Raw genomic sequence first — 17472 nt, 5'->3', positions numbered from 1 at the left:
CCGGGAGCAACCCATGCATCAGACCTCTGCTTCATCCAACCTCAACGCGGCCGTCTCGGTGCGAGATCTGCAGAAGTGGTACGGCGACTTCCAGGTCCTCAAGGGGATTGATCTGCACATCGCCAGCGGCGAGATCGTCGTGATCTGCGGCCCCTCCGGTTCGGGCAAGTCGACGCTGATCCGCTGCCTGAACCTGCTGGAAGACTTTCAGCGAGGCGAGATACGAATTGCCGGCCAGGTGCTGACCCGCGAAGCGGCCAGCGTGGCCAGTATCCGCCGACAAGTCGGCATGGTGTTCCAGCAGTTCAATCTCTTCCCGCACCTGACGGTGCTGGAGAACCTGATGCTGGGGCCGCGACTGGCCGGCAAACTCGATCAGACCGAAGCTCGAAAACTTGCTCTGCAGTACCTGGCGCGGGTGCGGATCGCCAACCAGGCGGACAAGTATCCCGGCCAGCTATCCGGTGGTCAGCAGCAGCGGGTTGCCATTGCCCGTGCGCTGTGCATGAAGCCACGCATCATGCTCTTCGACGAACCGACCTCAGCGCTCGACCCGGAGATGGTCAAGGAAGTCCTGGATGTGATGGGCGAACTGGCTCAGGACGGCATCACCATGCTCTGCGTGACCCACGAGATGGGCTTCGCCCGCAAGGTCGCCGACCGGATCATCTTCATGGACCAGGGCCAGATCATCGAAGAGGCCCGTCCGGACGAATTCTTCGATAACCCACGCCAGCCACGGGCGCGCGAATTTCTCTCGCAGATCCTCAGTCACTGACCACAGCCGCTACACCCCTCACGACAACAACAAACGTGTATCCGGAGACATCACCATGACCCCAGCCGCTCGCCTTCTCACCGCTCTCGCCGCCGCTACAGCCCTGGGAGCCGCCCTGCCCTCCGCCTGGGCCGGCGCGACCCTTGACCGCATTCACCAGACCAAGGTCATGAAGGTGGCCACCGCAGCCAATTGGCCACCGCAATCCTTTCTCGGCGAGGACAATCAGCTGCGCGGCTTCGACATCGACGTGGCGACCGAGATCGGGCGACGACTCGGGACCAAGGTGAACTTCGTGACCCCCGAGTACGGCATCATCACCGCCGGTCGTTGGGCCAATCGCTGGGACCTCTCCGTCGGCTCTATGACACCGACGACCGCCAGGGCGCGGGTGCTCGATTTCCCTGCCGTCTACTACTACACGCCCTATGTGTTCACGGTGCACAAGGACGCCGCCAAGACGACGCTCTCCGAGCTGAATGGCAAGAAAATAGGGGTGGAGGCCGGTACCACTTCAGAGGATTACATCAACAGGCGTCTGAAGATCGATGCCGCCGATGTACCCGCGTTCACCTACGAGGTGGAGCCTGGCGAAGTCCTGACCTATGGCGACAGCATGGGTCCGCTCGACGACCTGCGCATGGGCAACGGCACCCGGCTGGACGCCACCCTGTCTGCGCTACCGACCGTATTAGGGGCTATCAAGGCCGGTTACCCCATCACAGCCGTGTCGGGCAAACCGGCCTACTACGAACCCCTCGCCATCGCGGTCGACAAGGGCGACGAAGCCTTCAACGCGGAGTTGACCAAGGCCGTCACCGATATGAAAGCCGACGGCACGCTCAAGCAACTCTCGCAGAAATGGTACGGCACTGACCTCACCCTGATTCAGTAACCATCGTTCCAGATGCCCGTGCCCGTCATGCGGCGGGTACGAGGACCACTGCTGCCCGAAAAAGGACACCCACTGATGGCTGCCTACAGCAACAACTACTACACCGGAACCATGCGTGCGACCACGCAACGCGCGCCTTTGCTAGGCAATTTAGTGGCGGACGTCTGCGTCATCGGTGGCGGCCTGGCCGGTTTGAGTACGGCCCAGGAGCTGTCAGCACGTGGCCGTTCGGTGGTCTTGCTGGAAGCGAATCGCGTGGCTTGGGGAGCCTCCGGCCGCAACGGCGGATTTGTGCTGCAGGGCTGGTCGGAAGGTCTGTCCGCAATCGAACGGCGCTGCGGTCGTCAGACCGCAGCCGCCTTGTTCAAGCTATCGCTGGAAGGTGTCGACATCGTCCGTGACACCATCGCTCGCCACCAGTTGCCCAGGTGTGCGCCCACGTCCGGCAAGCTCAGCGTGGTGCGCTACGAGGATGGCATCAATCTGCAACGGACCCGCGATCGCATGGCGCGGGACTTCGGTTTCGAACTGGAGTATCTGGACACCGAGCAGATCCGTGAGCGTCTGAAGACAGATCGCTATTTCCAGGCGCTGCGCGACACCCATGGCTTTCACTTCCACCCCTTGAACTACTGCCTGGGGCTGGCGGAACTATTCGAGGCCGGCGGCGGCGTGATCCACGAGCGCACGGCAATGCGCGAGGTGGTGAGCCAGGCGGACCGGCACCGGGTCACGACCGACCAGGGTTCGGTGACCTGCCGCGACGTGGTCTACTGCTGCGGAGGCTATGGCGGTACGGAGTTTGGACGACTCCGCCGCGCCTTTCTGCCGATTGCCACCTATGTGGTGCTGACCGAGCCTCTGGGTGAGCGGCTCGCGACCGCCATGACCACCACGGATGCGGTCGGCGACAACCGACGCGCCTCGGACTACTACCGCATCGTCGAAGGCGATCGTCTGCTCTGGGGTGGCCACATCACCACCCACAACCTGCAGGACGAACAACGCCTGGGGCAATTGCTCACCCGCGACATTCTCGCAGTCTATCCCCAGCTGCAGGGCCTGAAGATCGCCAAAGCCTGGTCCGGACTGATGGGCTATGCGCGCCACAAAATGCCGCACATCGGTCGCCTGGCGCCAGGCGTATGGACCTGTACTTCATTTGGGGGCCATGGTATGAACACCGCACCGATCGGGGGTCGCGTCATAGCGGAAGCCATCTGTGGCGAGACGGATCGTTATCGGCTGTTCTCCGCCTATGGCCTCGAATGGAACGGCGGTCCCGTCGGGCCAGCGGCCGCGCAGACCGTCTATGCCTATCTCAAGCTGATGGACAAATTCCAGGAAGCCCGGGCGCACGGACACCGCTGAGCCGAGGAAAGGTCATGGATGCACGCAATACCGGAGCGCTGTTTCAACTGACGGAGAAGGATCGGCAGCTGCTGACTCTGTTGCAAGCCAATGCCCGCGAACCCACTGCGGCCCTGGCGCGCAAGCTGGGCGTCTCGCGCTCCGCCGTACAGGAGCGGATCACCCGCCTGGAGCGGGCCGGTGTGATCACCGGCTACAGCGTTCGCATCGATCAGGATCGCCTGCAGCAGGTGATCAACTGCTTCACCATGACCTCCTGTACCAACAAGAGCTACACGGATGTCATGACGCACCTGCGCAATATGGACTCGGTACAGGCCGTGTACGCCGTGTCGGGTGAGTCCGATTTCATCATCCATCTCGCCACTCACACGCTTGGCGAGCTGAATGCGGAGCTGACCCGCATCAACATGATCAAGGGTGTCGCCCACACGGCCTCGCACATCGTGATGGAAACCAAGTTCAGCCGGAAACTGACGGTCTGAGCGAGCATTAGCGCGCCAGAGCGCAGTCTCGATAGCAACTGCCTCACCAGTAGCTCACGTGTTGCTTCGCTGCAGTGCAGCAACCAACGGCAGTCCCAAGCTCGTCTCCCCCGACAGCCGTCCACCCATGATCTCGATGACCTCCCGTTTCCTGGCTCTGAGGAAAGTTGTGCTCGCCGGCCGGACTCTCCGTCTGGCTGGCGAAAGTCGCGAGCCAGGCGACTACTGCAGAAGTCCTTCCTCAAGCCGCGCTCTCGCCCCGCGTATCGGCTACAGTTCAGCCAACCCTTTGGCTACCGCGAACGCTCGGCGCCAGAAGACCCGCGCGAGAGAAGGCGCGCAGAGCACAACGAACCAGGAGTCACGCATGGAGCAGGACAACCACGAGCAGGACTACATCACCTCGCTGGAGACGCTGGAAGGCCTCTACGGCCAGGTCGCGGCGCCGTCGATCCTCAAGGAGGTCGACCATATCCACCCCGCTTACCAGCCCTTCATCGAAGCCGCGTCCTTCGTGGTACTGGCTTCATCGGGACCCCAGGGACTGGATGCATCGCCGCGCGGCGATGCGCCGGGTTTCGTGCATGTCGAGGACGCCAGGACGCTCTACCTGCCGGACCGCCGGGGCAACAATCGCCTGGATACGCTGCGCAACATCCTCCAGGATCCCCAGGTCGCGCTGCTGTTCCTGATTCCCGGCATTGGCGAGACGCTGCGGATCAATGGCACCGCCCGTATAGCCGTCGACCCCGCACTGCTGGCGCGCTTCGAGGTCAAGGGTCAGCGCCCGCGGACGGTGCTGGAGATCAACGTCACCAGTGTCTACTTCCAGTGCAGCCGCGCGGTGATCAGGGCCGGCTTATGGGATGCCTCCAGACACCTGCCGCGCAGTGCGCTGCCTTCTCCCGGGTCGATCCTCAAGCAGCTCTGTCCTACCCAGATAGACGGCGATGCCTATGACCAGGCCCTGCCACAGCGGATCGCCAGCACCCTCTACTAGGCCGCCCCGCCCCGCTTCCAGACCCAGCAAGGACCTCCCATGACCTTCACGGATATTCTCGTTCCCACCTATACGAATCTGCTCGGCGCCCTGTCGGCCTGGCTCGGCAAGGCCGAGGCTCAGCGGCCGGACGGTGCCGCCGAGGCGCTGCTGGTTGCCCGCCTGGCGCCCGACATGTTCCCGCTCGCCACCCAGATCCGCTTCGCCTGCGTCCAGGCCCAGGAAGGGATGTTGCGACTGCACGGCCAGGCCTTTCCGCCCGAACTGACAGACCTGCTCAACGAAGGCCGCCACGCCGCCGAAAACCCGGGCACCCTCGCCCAGGCGCAGGCCCGCATCCGCGAAACCCTGGAGCGGGTGCAGACGATCACGGGCGCAGGCTCTCCGCTCAAGGAGGGTGCGCCGGTCGCTCACGAACTGCCCCAGGGACTGGTGTTCGACTTCACCGCCGACCAGTACGTCCGCGACTGGGCGCTGCCGCAGTTCTACTTCCACGTGATGACCGCCTACGCCATCCTGCGCACCCAGGGCGTGGAGCTGGGCAAGGCCGACTATGTCGCCCATGTACTGCCCTTCCTGAGGCCCGGGGCGTCGTCCTAGCCGCCAGGCGGCCAGCGCCCGAAGCCGCATCGCCTGGATCCGAGACAGGCCGCCAAAGCCCTGGTCGTCAGCCCTGGAGATCAGCTGACCGCCAGGCGCGGCCTGAGCTTCAGGGCCGCGTACTGCAGCAGCATGATGGTCTTGCCGTCGCGAATGGTCCCGGCATCGATCATCGCCAGCGCCTCGCCCAGGTCGACCTCGAGCACGGCGATGTCCTCGCCTTCCGCGACATTGCCACCCCCGGCCGACTTGCGATCGCCAGGGGCGTATTCGCTGACGAAGAAATGCAGCCGCTCGGTCACCGAACCGGGACTCATGAAGGCATCGAACACCTGCCGCACTTCCCGCACCTGAAAGCCCGTCTCCTCCTCGACCTCGGCGCGGATGCGCACCTCGGGCTCAGCCGCATCCAGCAGGCCGGCAGGCGCCTCGATCAGCAGGTCGTCGTGCCCGTTCACGAAGGCCGGATAGCGCAGCTGGCGCGTCAGCACCACGGTGCAGCGTCGGGGATCGTAGAGCAGGATGGTCGCGCCATTGCCGCGATCGTAGGTCTCCCGTGATTGCCGCTGCCAGGTGCCGTCACTGCGCAGGAAAGCGAAGGTGGTTTTCTTCAGGACGAACCAGTCATCAGACAAAACCTCGACCTCTTCAACACGAATACGCGGGGCGATGCTCATGGGCGATCCTCTGGGTTGGCGGGCGGTGTTTACCGTCCTGGGGCTTCGCGCTAGAATTCGTGCAGTTTCGTGCAGTTTCGTGCAGTTTCGTGCAACGTCAAGAATTTTCGTGCAGGAGTATCCGATGCTGACCCGTGAACGCAAGGCGCTTATCCAGCAGGTACTGCGCCAGGAAGGCCGGCTGGTGGCCAAGACCTTCAGCCAGCAGCTGGGGGTCTCGGAAGACACCATTCGCCGCGACCTGCGGGAGCTGGCGGCTGAAGGTGTGCTGCAACGCGTGCATGGCGGCGCCTTGCCGGCGTCGGCTGCCGTCGCGGACTACGCCAGGCGCGAAGAGGCGTCCACGGCCAGCAAGGTGGCGCTCGGCCAGGCGGGTAGCCGACTGATCCAACCGGGACAGATCGTCTTTATCGATGGCGGCACGACCAATGTCCAACTCGTCCGCCACCTGCCCAGGGAGCTTGAGATCACCGTGGTGACCCATAGCCCGAACATCGCGGTGGAGCTGGTCGAGCATCCGCTGATCGAGGTCGAGCTCACTGGTGGCCGCCTGTTCAAGCACTCCATCGTGACCCTGGGCGCGGCCTGTGCGGAGGCCATCGCCCGGGTGCGGGTCGACAGCTACTTCATGGGCGTGACCGGGCTGCATCCCGAGACGGGCGCCACCACCGGCAATGCCGAGGAAGCCGCGATCAAGCGCATCATCAGCCGCCAGGCGGCGGAGACCTTTATCCTGGCGACGCGAGAAAAACTCGGCACGGCCTCTCCCTACGGCATCATCCCGCTGGCGGATGTCAGTACCCTGGTAACGGATGCGGCGCCTGCCGACGAGGCGCTCGGGGCGCTGCGTGCGGCGCTTTCCGTGATCCACACCTGACGCCCCTACCGCCCTGGCATACCCTTCGCCTGATAAGCTGAGCCGCAGTTGCGTGTTTCGGCCCTGCAATAAACGCGGGTCGACGCCTGACACCGCTTGCCACTCCCTGAGTCCATTGCCGAAGAGTCCCGCGGATGACGCTTTCAACTGGAGCAAGACGCGTCGTGTTCGCCCTGCTCTGTCTGGCCGGTCTCTTGCCACTGGCCCTGGCTACCCAGGCGCCCACCGTGGCGGTGGCCGTCTACCGCGGCCCCGCGGGGTGCGACGACTGCTCCGAAACGGTCCGGACGGCCCTCGAACGGCTGGACCCCCGCTATCACGTTGACTTCGTCGGCCCGGCGGAACGCATCGACATCACGCCTGCCAACCTGCGCCGCTACAGCCTCTATGTACAACCGGGCGGTGGCCAGGATATTCCCGCCGCGCTGGCCAGCCTTGGGGATGCGCGCAGCGCCGCGCTGCGTAACTACGTCGCCCAGGGTGGACGCTATCTGGGGCTGTGCATGGGCGCCTACCTTGCCGATGCCGGAAACCTCAGGCTCATACCCGACGATCTGGACTCGGAGGTGGGACGTCCCGGCTTTCCCGTGACCACCATCGACGACGCCGCGGTCGCGGTTCGCTGGGCAGGCCATGATGACCACGTCTTCTACCAGGACGGCCCCTACCTACCGCCCAGTCATGCACCTGGCGTTCGCGTGCTGGCGACCTATGCCAACGGGGACATCGCCGCGGCCCGCTATCCCTTCGGCCGTGGCGTGGTGGCCTTGAGCGGACCGCATCCGGAGGCCGATGCGAGCTGGTTCGAACAGGCCGACATCCCACCGGCGAGCCGGCCTCGGACGTCCCTGTTCAAGAGCCTGATGGACGAAACCCTGCGCTGAGGCCGTGCTCTAGCGGCCCTGCAGGAAGGGTGCGCAGTTCGACGCCATTGCCCGTCGGAATGGCGAGGTCAGTGGGATTATGCAGCGCACTTCGGTGGATTTTAGCGAACATGACCTTGCTGCTCTTGCTGTGTCCCTCCCGTCCAACTACCGAACGTTCAAACACCTATTATCCCGCCAGCGCCCAGATATAGATAAACATTGGAAACACTGCGGACATATCCATCGATATAGAACTGCCAACTAAAACTTTTGTAGTTTGGCCAACTGATTTGAAGCACCACCCTAGCCTGCAACTCGCTGCCCCTATTCGTAATTTCATCGCTGAACTTGCGAGCAGTGGCTATGAACCTGCCCACCTCCCGCGCTGCGTCCAGACTGCGCCGGCATCCAGCACTTTTCGCTACGCAGAGCGCCGCTGGGTGCGATCCCTGAAGACGCGATTTCACTATCGGAACCGCCTTTCGGCGCAACGCCTGTTGCCCGTTTCGCTTACCCCTGCGAGTGCGCGGGCCATTGACCTCGCATTGTCCCAACGCAACGCCCTGGAACTTCGCGATGACTCACCGTTATCGTGAAAACCATTATCGAAAGAATATTAACGCTAACTACAACAACTGTTTTTATTTGATGAACTGGCGCTAGGCCACTATAAATTTCCAACTGTCCGCTCCGAAAGCCTAACTATTGACGTCACTATTCCGCCGTCAATCCTGGCTAGTCGCAAACACTAGCCTTTCCCGAGGAGCTTTCAGATGTTCAAGAATTTCCGGATTGGCACCCGCCTTATCGTGTCCTTCATCGCCGTGGCATCCATCAGCCTGGTGGTGGGATTGGCAGGCCTGAGCAACAGCAGTCAGATCAATGATCTGGCGACTCAGCTTTATCAGAACGAGCTGCTCGGGCTGTCCTATATCAAGGAGGCCAATCTGAATCTGGTCTTTATCGGTCGTGCGCGCAGCAACTACCTGCTGGCAACCTCCGAAGAGGATCGCAACCGGGCTCAGGCGGAGGTCAAGCTGGGCCTGGCCAACGTGCGGGACAATCTCGCCAAGGCCCGCCCCCTCTTTAGCAGCGAAGCCTCGGCCGCCAATTTCCGCCAGATCGACGAGTTGCTCGGCAGCTACACCTCCCAACTGGACCAGGCGATGGCGATCGCGGGCAAGCGGACGCTGCGGGACGCGGATCCCGAGCTGGACACTCAACTGGTCAGTGTCCGCCGCTATGGCGACCAGGTGGGCGTGCTGATGACCGAGCTGTCCAAGCGCAAGGAGCAGAACGCCAGCGACGCCAACGACCTCACCGACCAGATCTATGCCCGCAGCCGGGTCATGCTGATCGGCATCATCGCGGGGGGTGTGGCCTTTGGCATCCTGCTCGGCTTCCTCATGAGTCGCAGCATCACCCGACCCCTGCGCGCCGCGGTCGAGATCGCCGATCGTCTGGCCGCTGGCGACCTCACCCAGCGCATCGACGCCGAGGGCCGTGACGAGACTGCCGCCCTGCTGCGCGCCATGGAGGGCATGAACCAGCGCCTGTCGCAAATCATCAGCGATGTCCGCAGCGCCTCCGATGGCCTGGCCAGTGCCTCGGAAGAGATCTCCGCCACTGCCCAGAGCATCAGCCAGGCCAGCACCGAACAGGCCGCCTCCGTCGAGGAGACCAGCGCCAGCGTCGAGCAGATGTCGGCCTCCATTGCCCAGAACACCGAGAACGCCAAGGTCACCGACGGCATGGCCGGCAAGGCCAACCGCGAGGCCAACGAAGGCGGCCAGGCCGTCAGAGACACCCTGGTGGCCATGAAAACCATTGCGGCCAAGATCAGCATCATCGACGACATCGCCTACCAGACCAACCTGCTGGCTCTCAACGCCGCCATCGAGGCGGCGCGGGCCGGCGAGCATGGCAAGGGCTTCGCCGTGGTGGCTTCGGAGGTGCGCAAGCTGGCGGAGCGCAGCCAGGTCGCCGCCCAGGAGATCAGCAACGTCGCCCAGGGCAGCGTGGCCCTGGCCGAGCGCGCGGGCTCGCTGCTGGACGAGATGGTGCCCTCCATCAGCAAGACCTCCGACCTGGTGCAGGAGATCACTGCTGCCTCGGAAGAACAGACCTCCGGCGTCGAGCAGATCAACAGCGCCATGCTGCAGCTCAGCCAGGTCACCCAGCAGAACGCCTCGGCCTCCGAGGAACTGGCCGCCACCGCCGAAGAGATGAGCAGCCAGGCCGAATTGCTCCAGCAACTGATGGAGTTCTTCACCCTGAACAGCACCCTGGCTGGCCAAGAGCTACCGCGTCCCGCTACCAAACGCTCGGGACCGGGGCTGGCCAAGCGAGCCGCTGCGCCGATCGACAACTCGCGGCATGCCAGCCAAGGCGGCATCCCCTTCGGCTATGCCCGTTTCGAAGAGCCGGCCTGAGACCGGTCCGGTAATACGGTCCCCTTCGGCGAGGTGTTCACTCCGGGTGAGCACCTCTGTCTGCAAGACGGCGGGTGGACACTAGTCAGCAAGCCTCAGCGGCTTACGCCGAGAAAGGCTTTGAGGTCGAGCATGATAGCCGTGACCTCTTTCTTATCGGTGAAGCCGATCCGCGGCCAGTCATAGCGACTGTCCCGTTCGGTGGGGTGGCCACTGTCGACTTTCAACTGTCTGAAGAACTGTCGGGTTTCGACGATCCCTCGGCCCGCGCGCCTGGCATGGGATTCGATCTCGAAGGCGATCTCGCCCAGATTGCCCTCGGCCAGTCCGGCGACTGGGCGATACAGGAAGATCTGGCCTCGTTCGGCCTTCACGCACCTGAAGCCATGCCCGCTTTCCAGCTCGTACAGCGATCCGTAGATATCCGTCAGCAATCGTCTGGCCGTCTCGAATACATAGATATCCATCTCTCCCGCCCCCAGTTTTCGGCACACCATCACCGCAACAACTGCTTGAGCGCAGATGAATGGGAAACCCTAGCAGCCACCCAGGAATTAACTCCTGGCGGAAACATCGCCTCACAGTTGCGGGACAGCGCTAGCGAAGGACGCCAGCCGACTCCCGCTCTGACTATGGGGTTTCAGCGTCTACCGTGGAAGGGCGAGACTTTTCGACAGACGCGCCGATGCGCTGCAGCGGCTCCAGAATCCGGTGCAGACAGTCGGCGGGTAGCGGTAGGTATTAATGACGAAACAGCACGGCGGGCCATCGAACAGGCCCGCGCCGGCGGCAAGGGCTAGAGCTAGCCCTTGAAGCCCTTGCCCACCAGATAGACCTCGCGCGAGCGGGGGCGCGAGGCTTCGGGCTTGCGGATCGACACCTTCTCGAAGGAGGTACGTACGTCTTTCAGGAAGACATCGGAGCCTTCGCCCTGGAACACCTTGACCACGTAGTTGCCGCCAGGCTTGAGCACCTGGCGCACCATGTCGAGGGTCAGCTCCACCAGGTACATGGCGGCGGCCTGGTCGGCGGCCGCGACGCCGCTGATGTTGGGCGCGATGTCGGAGACGATCAGGTCGGGCTGGCGGCCTTCGAGCATGCCGAGGATCTTCTGGAAGACGGCATCGTCGGTGAAGTCGCCCTGGACGAAGTCGACGTTGTCGAGGGCCCCCATCGGCAGGATGTCAGTGGCCACCACCCGGCCCTTCTCGCCCACGATGCCGCCGGCCACCTGCGACCAGCCGCCGGGCGCGGAGCCCAGGTCCATGACCAGCATGCCGGGCCGGATCAGCTTGTCCTTCTCGTTGAGCTCGATCAGCTTGTAGCTGGAGCGCGAGCGCAGGCCGTCTTTCTGAGCGCGTTTGACATAGGGATCGTTGACGTGTTCATCCAGCCAGCGACGGCTGCTTTTGGATCTTTTCATGTTGGAGCTACCACGGGAAAGCGGGTGAGGAGCGGACGCGCGCCAGGTCTGGCCGGCCGCAAAGTGGCGGCGATTATAAGCCGATAACGCCCGGGGACGAATCGGGGATCGCCCAAGCGACCGCCAGGCCGCCCAGTGGAGCGCCCATCGTCCCGGCCTGACAGCGCTGGAGCCGCCGGGTACAATCGCCGCCCTACCCCTCCTCGTCCCTTCCTTTGCCGGAGTCACCGGCCAGGATTACTGTCATGATTCGCATCAACGAACTGTCTCTGCCGCTTGACCACACCCCCGCCGAGCTGCGCCAGGCCATCCTGGAACGCCTGAAGCTGAGCGACGCCGACCTCCTCGATTTCACCGTGTTCAAGCGCAGCTACGATGCGCGCAAGAAGAACAGCGTCATCCTGTTCATCTACATCATCGACCTGGAAGTGCGCGACGAGGCGGCGGTGCTGGCGCGCTTCGCCAATGACCTGCACGTGCGTCCGGCGCCGGACACCGGTTACTACCCGGTCGGCCAGGCGCCGGCCAACCTGACCGAGCGCCCGCTGGTGGTGGGCTTCGGTCCCTGCGGCCTGTTCGCCGCCCTGCTGCTGGCCCAGATGGGCTTCAAGCCCATCGTGCTCGAACGCGGCAAGGACGTGCGCAGCCGCACCAAGGACACCTGGGCGCTGTGGCGCAAGAAGGTGCTGAGCCCCGAATCCAACGTGCAATTCGGTGAAGGCGGTGCGGGGCTGTTTTCCGACGGCAAGCTCTACAGCCAGATCAAGGATCCGAAGTTCTACGCCCGCAAGGTGATGCACGAATTCGTCCGCGCCGGCGCGCCGGAAGAGATCCTCTACGTCAGCAAGCCGCACATCGGCACCTTCCGCCTGACCGGCGTGGTCGCCGCCATGCGCGAAGAGATCATCGCCCTCGGCGGCGAAGTCCGCTTCGAGAGCAAGGTGACCGACCTGGTGATCAACGACGGCCAGCTCGAAGGCGTGGTGCTCGCTAGTGGCGAGACCCTGCACAGCCGCCACGTGGTGCTCGCCCTGGGCCATAGCTCGCGCGACACCTTCCGCATGCTGCACCGCCAGGGCGTGTACATCGAAGCCAAGCCCTTCGCCGTCGGCTTCCGCATCGAACACCCCCAGGGCATGATCGACCAGGCCCGCCTGGGCAAGTACGCCGGCCACCCGGAACTGGGCGCTGCCGACTACAAGCTGGTCCATCACGCCAGGAACGGCCGCGCCGTCTACAGCTTCTGCATGTGCCCGGGCGGCACCGTGGTGGCCGCCACCTCCGAGCCGGGCCGCGTGGTCACCAACGGCATGAGCCAGTACTCGCGCAACGAGCGCAATGCCAACTCCGGCATCGTGGTGGGCATCAATCCCGAGCAGGATTTCCCCGGCGATCCGCTGGCCGGCGTCGAGTTGCAGGAGCGCCTGGAATCGCGCGCCTACGAACTGGGCGGCAGCGACTATTGCGCGCCCGGCCAACTGGTCGGCGACTTCATTCGCGGCGTGCCCTCCACCGAATTCGGTGAAGTCGAGCCCTCCTACAAGCCCGGCGTACGCCTGGGCGATCTGGCGCCGTCGCTGCCCGCCTATGCCATCGAGGCCATTCGCGAAGCCCTGCCCGCCTTCGGCAAGCAGATCCGCGGCTTCGACCGCCATGACGCCATCCTGACCGGCATCGAGACCCGCACCTCGTCGCCAGTGCGCATCACCCGCGACAACGACAGCCTGCAGAGCCTGAACCTGCGCGGCCTGTATCCGGCCGGAGAAGGCGCCGGCTACGCTGGCGGCATCCTCTCTGCCGGCGTGGACGGCATCAAGGTCGCCGAGGCCCTGGCCAAGGCGATGCTCGCGGAAGGCGACGCCCAGGACGCGCCGCTGGTTCGGGCTGCGGGTTGATGAAGCTCGACGACATCAAGAAGCTCCACCAGAAGAAGTACCGCGCCGAATTCGGCCACTTCCTGGTGGAGGGCGAGCACCTGGCGCTGGAACTGCAAAAGGCCGCGCTGCAGCATCCCGCGCTGCAGCGCGCCGAACTCTATGTGACGGGCGCCTACGAACACTGGCAGAGTCCGTTCCGCACGCACCTGATCAGCGATCGCCAGATGGCGCAGCTCGCCGACACCAAGACCCCGCAGGGCATCCTTGCGGTGGTGCCCATGCCCCGGGAGCCGGTGGCAGCAGCGGTGGAGGGCGAGCGCGCCGTCTATCTGCACGAGATCCAGGATCCGGGCAACCTGGGCACCATCCTGCGCACCCTGGCCTGGTTCGGGCGCTTCCGCTGCCTGCTCAGCCCGGGCAGCGTCGACCCCTACAATCCCAAGGTGGTCCGCGCCAGCATGGGCGCCATCTTCCACACCCCGCTGGAGCTCGACGTCGAACTCGCCGGCCTGCAGGAGCGCTTCCCCCGCCTCGCCTGCCTGGACATGCAGGGTACGCCGGTGCAGTCGGCTGCCTTCCAGGCCTTCGACTGCTACCTGTTCGGCAACGAAGCCCGCGGCGTTCCGCGCGAGCAACTGGCGGCGCTGAACGCCCAGCCCTTCACCATTGGCGGCTCGGGCGCCATCGAGTCCCTGAATCTGGCGGCCACGGTGAACATATGCGCCTATGAGTTGAGTCGGTAGCGATCAGCCACGGGTACCGGGCGCGGTAGCGTCTGGAGGTTAGAGGACGCGTTACCAGTCCCCTTGCCGAGATGAGCACCACTGAGTGGCCATATCCCGGTCGGCGTTAGCGACCACTCGACGCCATGCCGCTGTGGCAAGCGGCACCAGGTGTCCGCTCAGGGTGTTCAGAAGCGCCAGCACCAGTGTCCCGCCTACCTGGGAATAAGGCTGCTACCCACCTGGCTGGCGGTTTGCGGATTCTAGATCGATCCGCCATCACGAACAGTGGCAAGCCCGCTGTGCGGCTTCACACGGCGGGCATTCCAGGTAGGCACCCAGGGCTAGTCTTGCGCCCTTCAGCCAGGCACAATCCAATAGTCATACGATGACAGACAAGACTCTGTGATCTGTGACGTTCGCCATTTGGCGTTTCCAACAACTACAACAAAAGGATGCGAGCATGAAAAAGCTCAAGCTAGCGGTAGGTTTCCTCTGCCTGTTCAGTGGCTATGTCGCGGCAGCGACGAATGATGAGAGTGATGTCGCCACCGCGGTCGACCAGCTGACCCAGGCCATGTGGCACAAGGATATCGCGCAGCTTAAGGCGCTGACCGCAGACAACCTGACCTATGGCCATTCGAGCGGCAACATCCAGGACAAGCAGGCATTCATCGCCGATATCGAGACGGGCAAGAGCGCGTTCAACGAGCTGAAGATGCTCAACCAGAAGATCACCCTGTCCGGGGACGTCGCTCTGGTGCGCAACCACTTTTCAGCTCAGGCCGTTAACAGTGGCAAGGTGGTGCCGACTGAAATCGAGAACTTTCAGATCTGGCAAAAACAGAAGGGCCATTGGCTGCTGATCGGTCGCCAGGCCTTTCGCTTCTGATCCACCCAGGAGTCCGCCGGTGTATCGCCCGCGCTGACTGAGCGTCGCGAGGCCTCGGCGTCGTTATCGCTGCATCACGAGCCGCGCGAAGGCCGGCCGAAACGGATCAACCTCGCACCTTGCGCCTTGTTTCCCGGCAAGCCGTAAGGTGCGACGGTGATGCACGAGAAACGCCCCTGGCTCGCTCCGCTTGACGTGGTTCGATCGACTGGGTGGCTTGACGTCGCCCTTTTCCGCACCGCCAGGCTTCGACGACGGCCGGTAACGCAGCGCACGCCGTGGCTACTCGCCTGGGAGCCAGCTGTGGACCCGGTAAGCTGAACAGTCCCGCCCCCAACCGGTCCGAATGGGAACAACTGCCGGGAGAATCGACCATGACGACAGCCAGCAATCTCTTGTGGGGCGCCTTGGCCATAGGTGTGGTGACAGGCATGCGCAGCATGCTGGCGCCAACCCTGGTCAGCGAGGCACTGGCAGCACGTGAGGATATCGCAGGCGCTGCCGAACCCGCACGTATCCTCGCGTCGCCTCGGGTACGGCAGTACGTGATACCCCTGGCGGCGGGAGAGCTGCTGGGCGACAAGCTGCCCTTCGCCCCGGACCGCACCATCGCACCCTCGATGCTGGTCCGTGCCCTGTCCGGTGGCGTCAGCGCCGCGGCACTCGCCGGCGCGCAGCGGCAACCGCGACTGTTGCCTGCCCTGATCGGGGCGACCGCCGCCTGTGTCGCCGCCAGGGTAGCGATCGATCTGCGCAAGGGCTACGCCAGCAACGCCTGGCTCAATGCCGGACTCGGCTTGGCCGAGGACTGCCTGGCCTTCTCGCTGGCCAGGGCCGGGTTGCGTCGAGCGCTGCGGGATAGCTAGGCCAGGGGTAGTACCTCGTTCGCAAGCCTTGTTTCAACGCGGCATACCTGGCTAGCCGCTGCGCTCGGCATTGGCCCGGCAAGGCCCTTTTTCGTATGATGCCAGGCCTTAACAGACGGAAGCTCAGGTGTGGACGCCTCGGCAAAACCGGCTTCTCCAAGCCAACCTGATCAGGCTGCAGCCCGCTGGGATGTGGGGGCGGCGGTCAGCCAGCTCTCCTGGGACGACCTGCGCATCATCAAGGCCCTCAGCGAGTCCGGCAATCGCGCGGCGACCGCCAAGAAACTGGGCATCAACGTCTCCACCGTTTCCCGACGGGTCGCGCAGGTGGAAAAAACCCTGGGCGTCGCGCTGTTCGACCATCGTCGCTCCGGCTACCAGCTAACCGTCGAAGGCGAGGAGCTGCGCGCCCTGGGCGAACGCGTCGAGCTGGATATCGTCAGCGTCGCACGGCGCGTATCCCGGGCTGCCCAGGGCCCACTCGGCAAACTGCGGATCACTACCAGCGACTCGCTGCTGCTGTACTTCCTGACCCCGATCATCGCCGACTTCAAGGCGGCGAACGAGGGCATGACCATCGAGGTGCTGGTGGGGAATCAGACCTTGAGTCTGGCCCGCGACGAGTCCGATATCGCGATCCGGGCCACCCGAAAGCCCGCCGACAGCCTGGTCGGGCGCAAGCTGGCCACCATCGCCTGGGCTGCCTATGGCAGTCGCCACAAGGCGCGGCAGGAGGATCCCTATGCGGCCGGTCAGGCCTGGGTGTCCTATGCCTCCGCCCTGGCCAACCTCAAGGCCGCTGCCTACCTGGAATGCCGGGTGGCGCCTGAGGATGTCTCCTACCGTACCGATTCGGTTGCCGCTGCGAGTGCGGCCATCGTGGCGGGGCTGGGCTTTGGCTTTCTGCCCTGCATGCTGGGCGACAGCACGCCCGGTCTGGTGCGCGTGGGGCCGGTGGTGGCGGAGCTCAACGACGAACTCTGGCTGCTGACCCATCAGGACATCCGCAAGTCCTGGCGGGTAAAGGCCTTCATGGCCTTTTGCGCGGCGGCGGTGGCCGAGCAGAAGGCGCTGGTGGAAGGCCAGCGCCCGCGGGAAGAGCGCGCAGACCCTGCCTAGGACGCACGACTGCCGATCACGGCCCGGCAGGCGATCTCGATCAGCTGCGGGCGCTGGGCCAGCCGCGAAACACCGATGATGTTGCTGGCGCAGCGCGGGGCCTCGCAGCCGTAGGCCGCCTTGCGCACCTTGCCGACGACGGCGAAGGCGGCATCCATGTCCAGCACATAGAGGGTTTCCTCGACGACGTCTTGCAGCGTCGCGCCATAGAGCGCTAGCAGTGTGCTGATGTTGTCGTAGGCGGTGCGCATCTGCTCGCCCATGGTGGAAAAGTCGCTGGGGCGACCCTCGCCGTCCAGCGGTGCGGGCGCTACCACATTACCGTCTGCGTCGTGATTGAACTGCCCCGAGACGAAGATTTCGTCACCTACCCTACGGGCCTGCGGATAGCCGTAAGCCTGCTCCCAGGGTACGCCCCAGTACGCCGTGTCCCTGTCCTTCAATTGTGCTGCTGCCATTGCCTGTTCCTCGCGGAAAGTGGATTCGCGATGACCGAATCCGGGTGATTAGAAGGCCAGACCCTAGCAGCATGCCGGCGCATCCGAAGGCGCAAATTTGCGCTTTCAAAGGCGCAAAAGTGCACAAGCATAAC

The 17472-nt window shown here is 64.2% G+C and carries 18 protein-coding genes; 14 read left to right on the top strand and 4 right to left on the bottom strand.

Going from position 1 to position 17472, the window contains the following annotated elements; all coding sequences use genetic code 11:
* Positions 1 to 13 precede the first annotated feature (13 nt).
* The 6 genes from FHR73_RS03995 (at position 14) to FHR73_RS03970 (ending at position 5129) form a co-directional block, all read left to right on the top strand.
* Positions 14 to 778, top strand: a complete 765-nt coding sequence (locus FHR73_RS03995; protein WP_183629671.1) for an amino acid ABC transporter ATP-binding protein — start codon at positions 14 to 16, stop codon at positions 776 to 778.
* Between the two features lie 55 nt (positions 779 to 833).
* Positions 834 to 1673: a transporter substrate-binding domain-containing protein gene (locus FHR73_RS03990; protein ID WP_183629670.1), complete on the top strand. Its 840-nt coding sequence runs from the start codon at positions 834 to 836 to the stop codon at positions 1671 to 1673.
* A 75-nt stretch (positions 1674 to 1748) separates the two neighbouring features.
* The gene (locus tag FHR73_RS03985; RefSeq protein ID WP_183629669.1) at positions 1749 to 3044 is read left to right on the top strand and encodes an FAD-binding oxidoreductase; all 1296 of its coding nucleotides are present in this window, start codon (positions 1749 to 1751) and stop codon (positions 3042 to 3044) included.
* A gap of 14 nt (positions 3045 to 3058) precedes the next feature.
* Positions 3059 to 3529 carry an Lrp/AsnC family transcriptional regulator gene (locus FHR73_RS03980; protein WP_183629668.1) on the top strand — a complete coding sequence of 157 codons (471 nt, stop codon included), beginning with the start codon at positions 3059 to 3061 and terminating at the stop codon, positions 3527 to 3529.
* 367 nt (positions 3530 to 3896) lie between these two features.
* The gene (locus FHR73_RS03975; protein WP_183629667.1) at positions 3897 to 4529 is read left to right on the top strand and encodes a pyridoxamine 5'-phosphate oxidase family protein; all 633 of its coding nucleotides are present in this window, start codon (positions 3897 to 3899) and stop codon (positions 4527 to 4529) included.
* Positions 4530 to 4568: 39 nt separating this feature from the next.
* Positions 4569 to 5129, top strand: coding sequence for a DUF1993 family protein (locus FHR73_RS03970; RefSeq protein WP_183629666.1), 561 nt, complete (start codon positions 4569 to 4571; stop codon positions 5127 to 5129).
* An 80-nt stretch (positions 5130 to 5209) separates the two neighbouring features.
* On the opposite strand, the gene FHR73_RS03965 is transcribed toward FHR73_RS03970, so the two are convergent.
* A complete protein-coding gene (locus tag FHR73_RS03965) occupies positions 5210 to 5806 on the bottom strand; it encodes an NUDIX domain-containing protein (protein ID WP_183629665.1) in 597 nt (198 codons plus the stop codon).
* A gap of 124 nt (positions 5807 to 5930) precedes the next feature.
* On the opposite strand from FHR73_RS03965, the gene FHR73_RS03960 reads away from it, so the two are divergent.
* The 3 genes from FHR73_RS03960 to FHR73_RS03950 all read left to right on the top strand — a co-directional run bounded on the left by FHR73_RS03960 (position 5931) and on the right by FHR73_RS03950 (position 9981).
* The gene (locus tag FHR73_RS03960) at positions 5931 to 6683 is read left to right on the top strand and encodes a DeoR/GlpR family DNA-binding transcription regulator (protein WP_183629664.1); all 753 of its coding nucleotides are present in this window, start codon (positions 5931 to 5933) and stop codon (positions 6681 to 6683) included.
* A gap of 134 nt (positions 6684 to 6817) precedes the next feature.
* The gene (locus FHR73_RS03955; protein WP_183629663.1) at positions 6818 to 7567 is read left to right on the top strand and encodes a BPL-N domain-containing protein; all 750 of its coding nucleotides are present in this window, start codon (positions 6818 to 6820) and stop codon (positions 7565 to 7567) included.
* A gap of 755 nt (positions 7568 to 8322) precedes the next feature.
* A complete protein-coding gene (locus tag FHR73_RS03950; RefSeq protein ID WP_183629662.1) occupies positions 8323 to 9981 on the top strand; it encodes a methyl-accepting chemotaxis protein in 1659 nt (552 codons plus the stop codon).
* 95 nt (positions 9982 to 10076) lie between these two features.
* Here FHR73_RS03950 and FHR73_RS03945 read toward each other — a convergent pair whose 3' ends face one another.
* Positions 10077 to 10448 (bottom strand): hypothetical protein, encoded by a 372-nt coding sequence (locus FHR73_RS03945; protein ID WP_183629661.1) that lies wholly within the window; start codon positions 10446 to 10448, stop codon positions 10077 to 10079.
* Between the two features lie 335 nt (positions 10449 to 10783).
* Positions 10784 to 11404, bottom strand: a complete 621-nt coding sequence (gene rlmE, locus FHR73_RS03940) for a 23S rRNA (uridine(2552)-2'-O)-methyltransferase RlmE (RefSeq protein ID WP_158890506.1) — start codon at positions 11402 to 11404, stop codon at positions 10784 to 10786.
* 245 nt (positions 11405 to 11649) lie between these two features.
* Here rlmE and FHR73_RS03935 point away from each other — a divergent pair, with 245 nt between their 5' ends.
* The 5 genes from FHR73_RS03935 to FHR73_RS03915 all read left to right on the top strand — a co-directional run bounded on the left by FHR73_RS03935 (position 11650) and on the right by FHR73_RS03915 (position 16880).
* The gene (locus tag FHR73_RS03935) at positions 11650 to 13299 is read left to right on the top strand and encodes an NAD(P)/FAD-dependent oxidoreductase (protein WP_027601995.1); all 1650 of its coding nucleotides are present in this window, start codon (positions 11650 to 11652) and stop codon (positions 13297 to 13299) included.
* Positions 13299 to 14024, top strand: coding sequence for an RNA methyltransferase (locus tag FHR73_RS03930; RefSeq protein ID WP_183629660.1), 726 nt, complete (start codon positions 13299 to 13301; stop codon positions 14022 to 14024). Before FHR73_RS03935 ends, FHR73_RS03930 begins: the two co-directional genes overlap by 1 nt.
* 442 nt (positions 14025 to 14466) lie before the next feature.
* A complete protein-coding gene (locus FHR73_RS03925) occupies positions 14467 to 14895 on the top strand; it encodes a nuclear transport factor 2 family protein (RefSeq protein WP_183629659.1) in 429 nt (142 codons plus the stop codon).
* A gap of 374 nt (positions 14896 to 15269) precedes the next feature.
* A complete protein-coding gene (locus tag FHR73_RS03920; protein ID WP_183629658.1) occupies positions 15270 to 15761 on the top strand; it encodes a DUF4126 domain-containing protein in 492 nt (163 codons plus the stop codon).
* Between the two features lie 192 nt (positions 15762 to 15953).
* A complete protein-coding gene (locus FHR73_RS03915; RefSeq protein ID WP_311628908.1) occupies positions 15954 to 16880 on the top strand; it encodes a LysR family transcriptional regulator in 927 nt (308 codons plus the stop codon).
* Here the strand turns inward: FHR73_RS03915 and FHR73_RS03910 are convergent.
* Positions 16877 to 17338, bottom strand: a complete 462-nt coding sequence (locus FHR73_RS03910; RefSeq protein WP_183629656.1) for a Rid family hydrolase — start codon at positions 17336 to 17338, stop codon at positions 16877 to 16879. The two genes, FHR73_RS03915 and FHR73_RS03910, sit on opposite strands and share 4 nt — an antisense overlap.
* Positions 17339 to 17472: the final 134 nt, after the last annotated feature.

The organism is Pseudomonas sp. AS2.8 (assembly GCF_014190935.1).
Classification (GTDB): domain Bacteria; phylum Pseudomonadota; class Gammaproteobacteria; order Pseudomonadales; family Pseudomonadaceae; genus Chryseomonas.
Note: the sequence above shows the minus strand (reverse complement) of the source record. Positions and strands in the feature narration are given on the sequence as shown.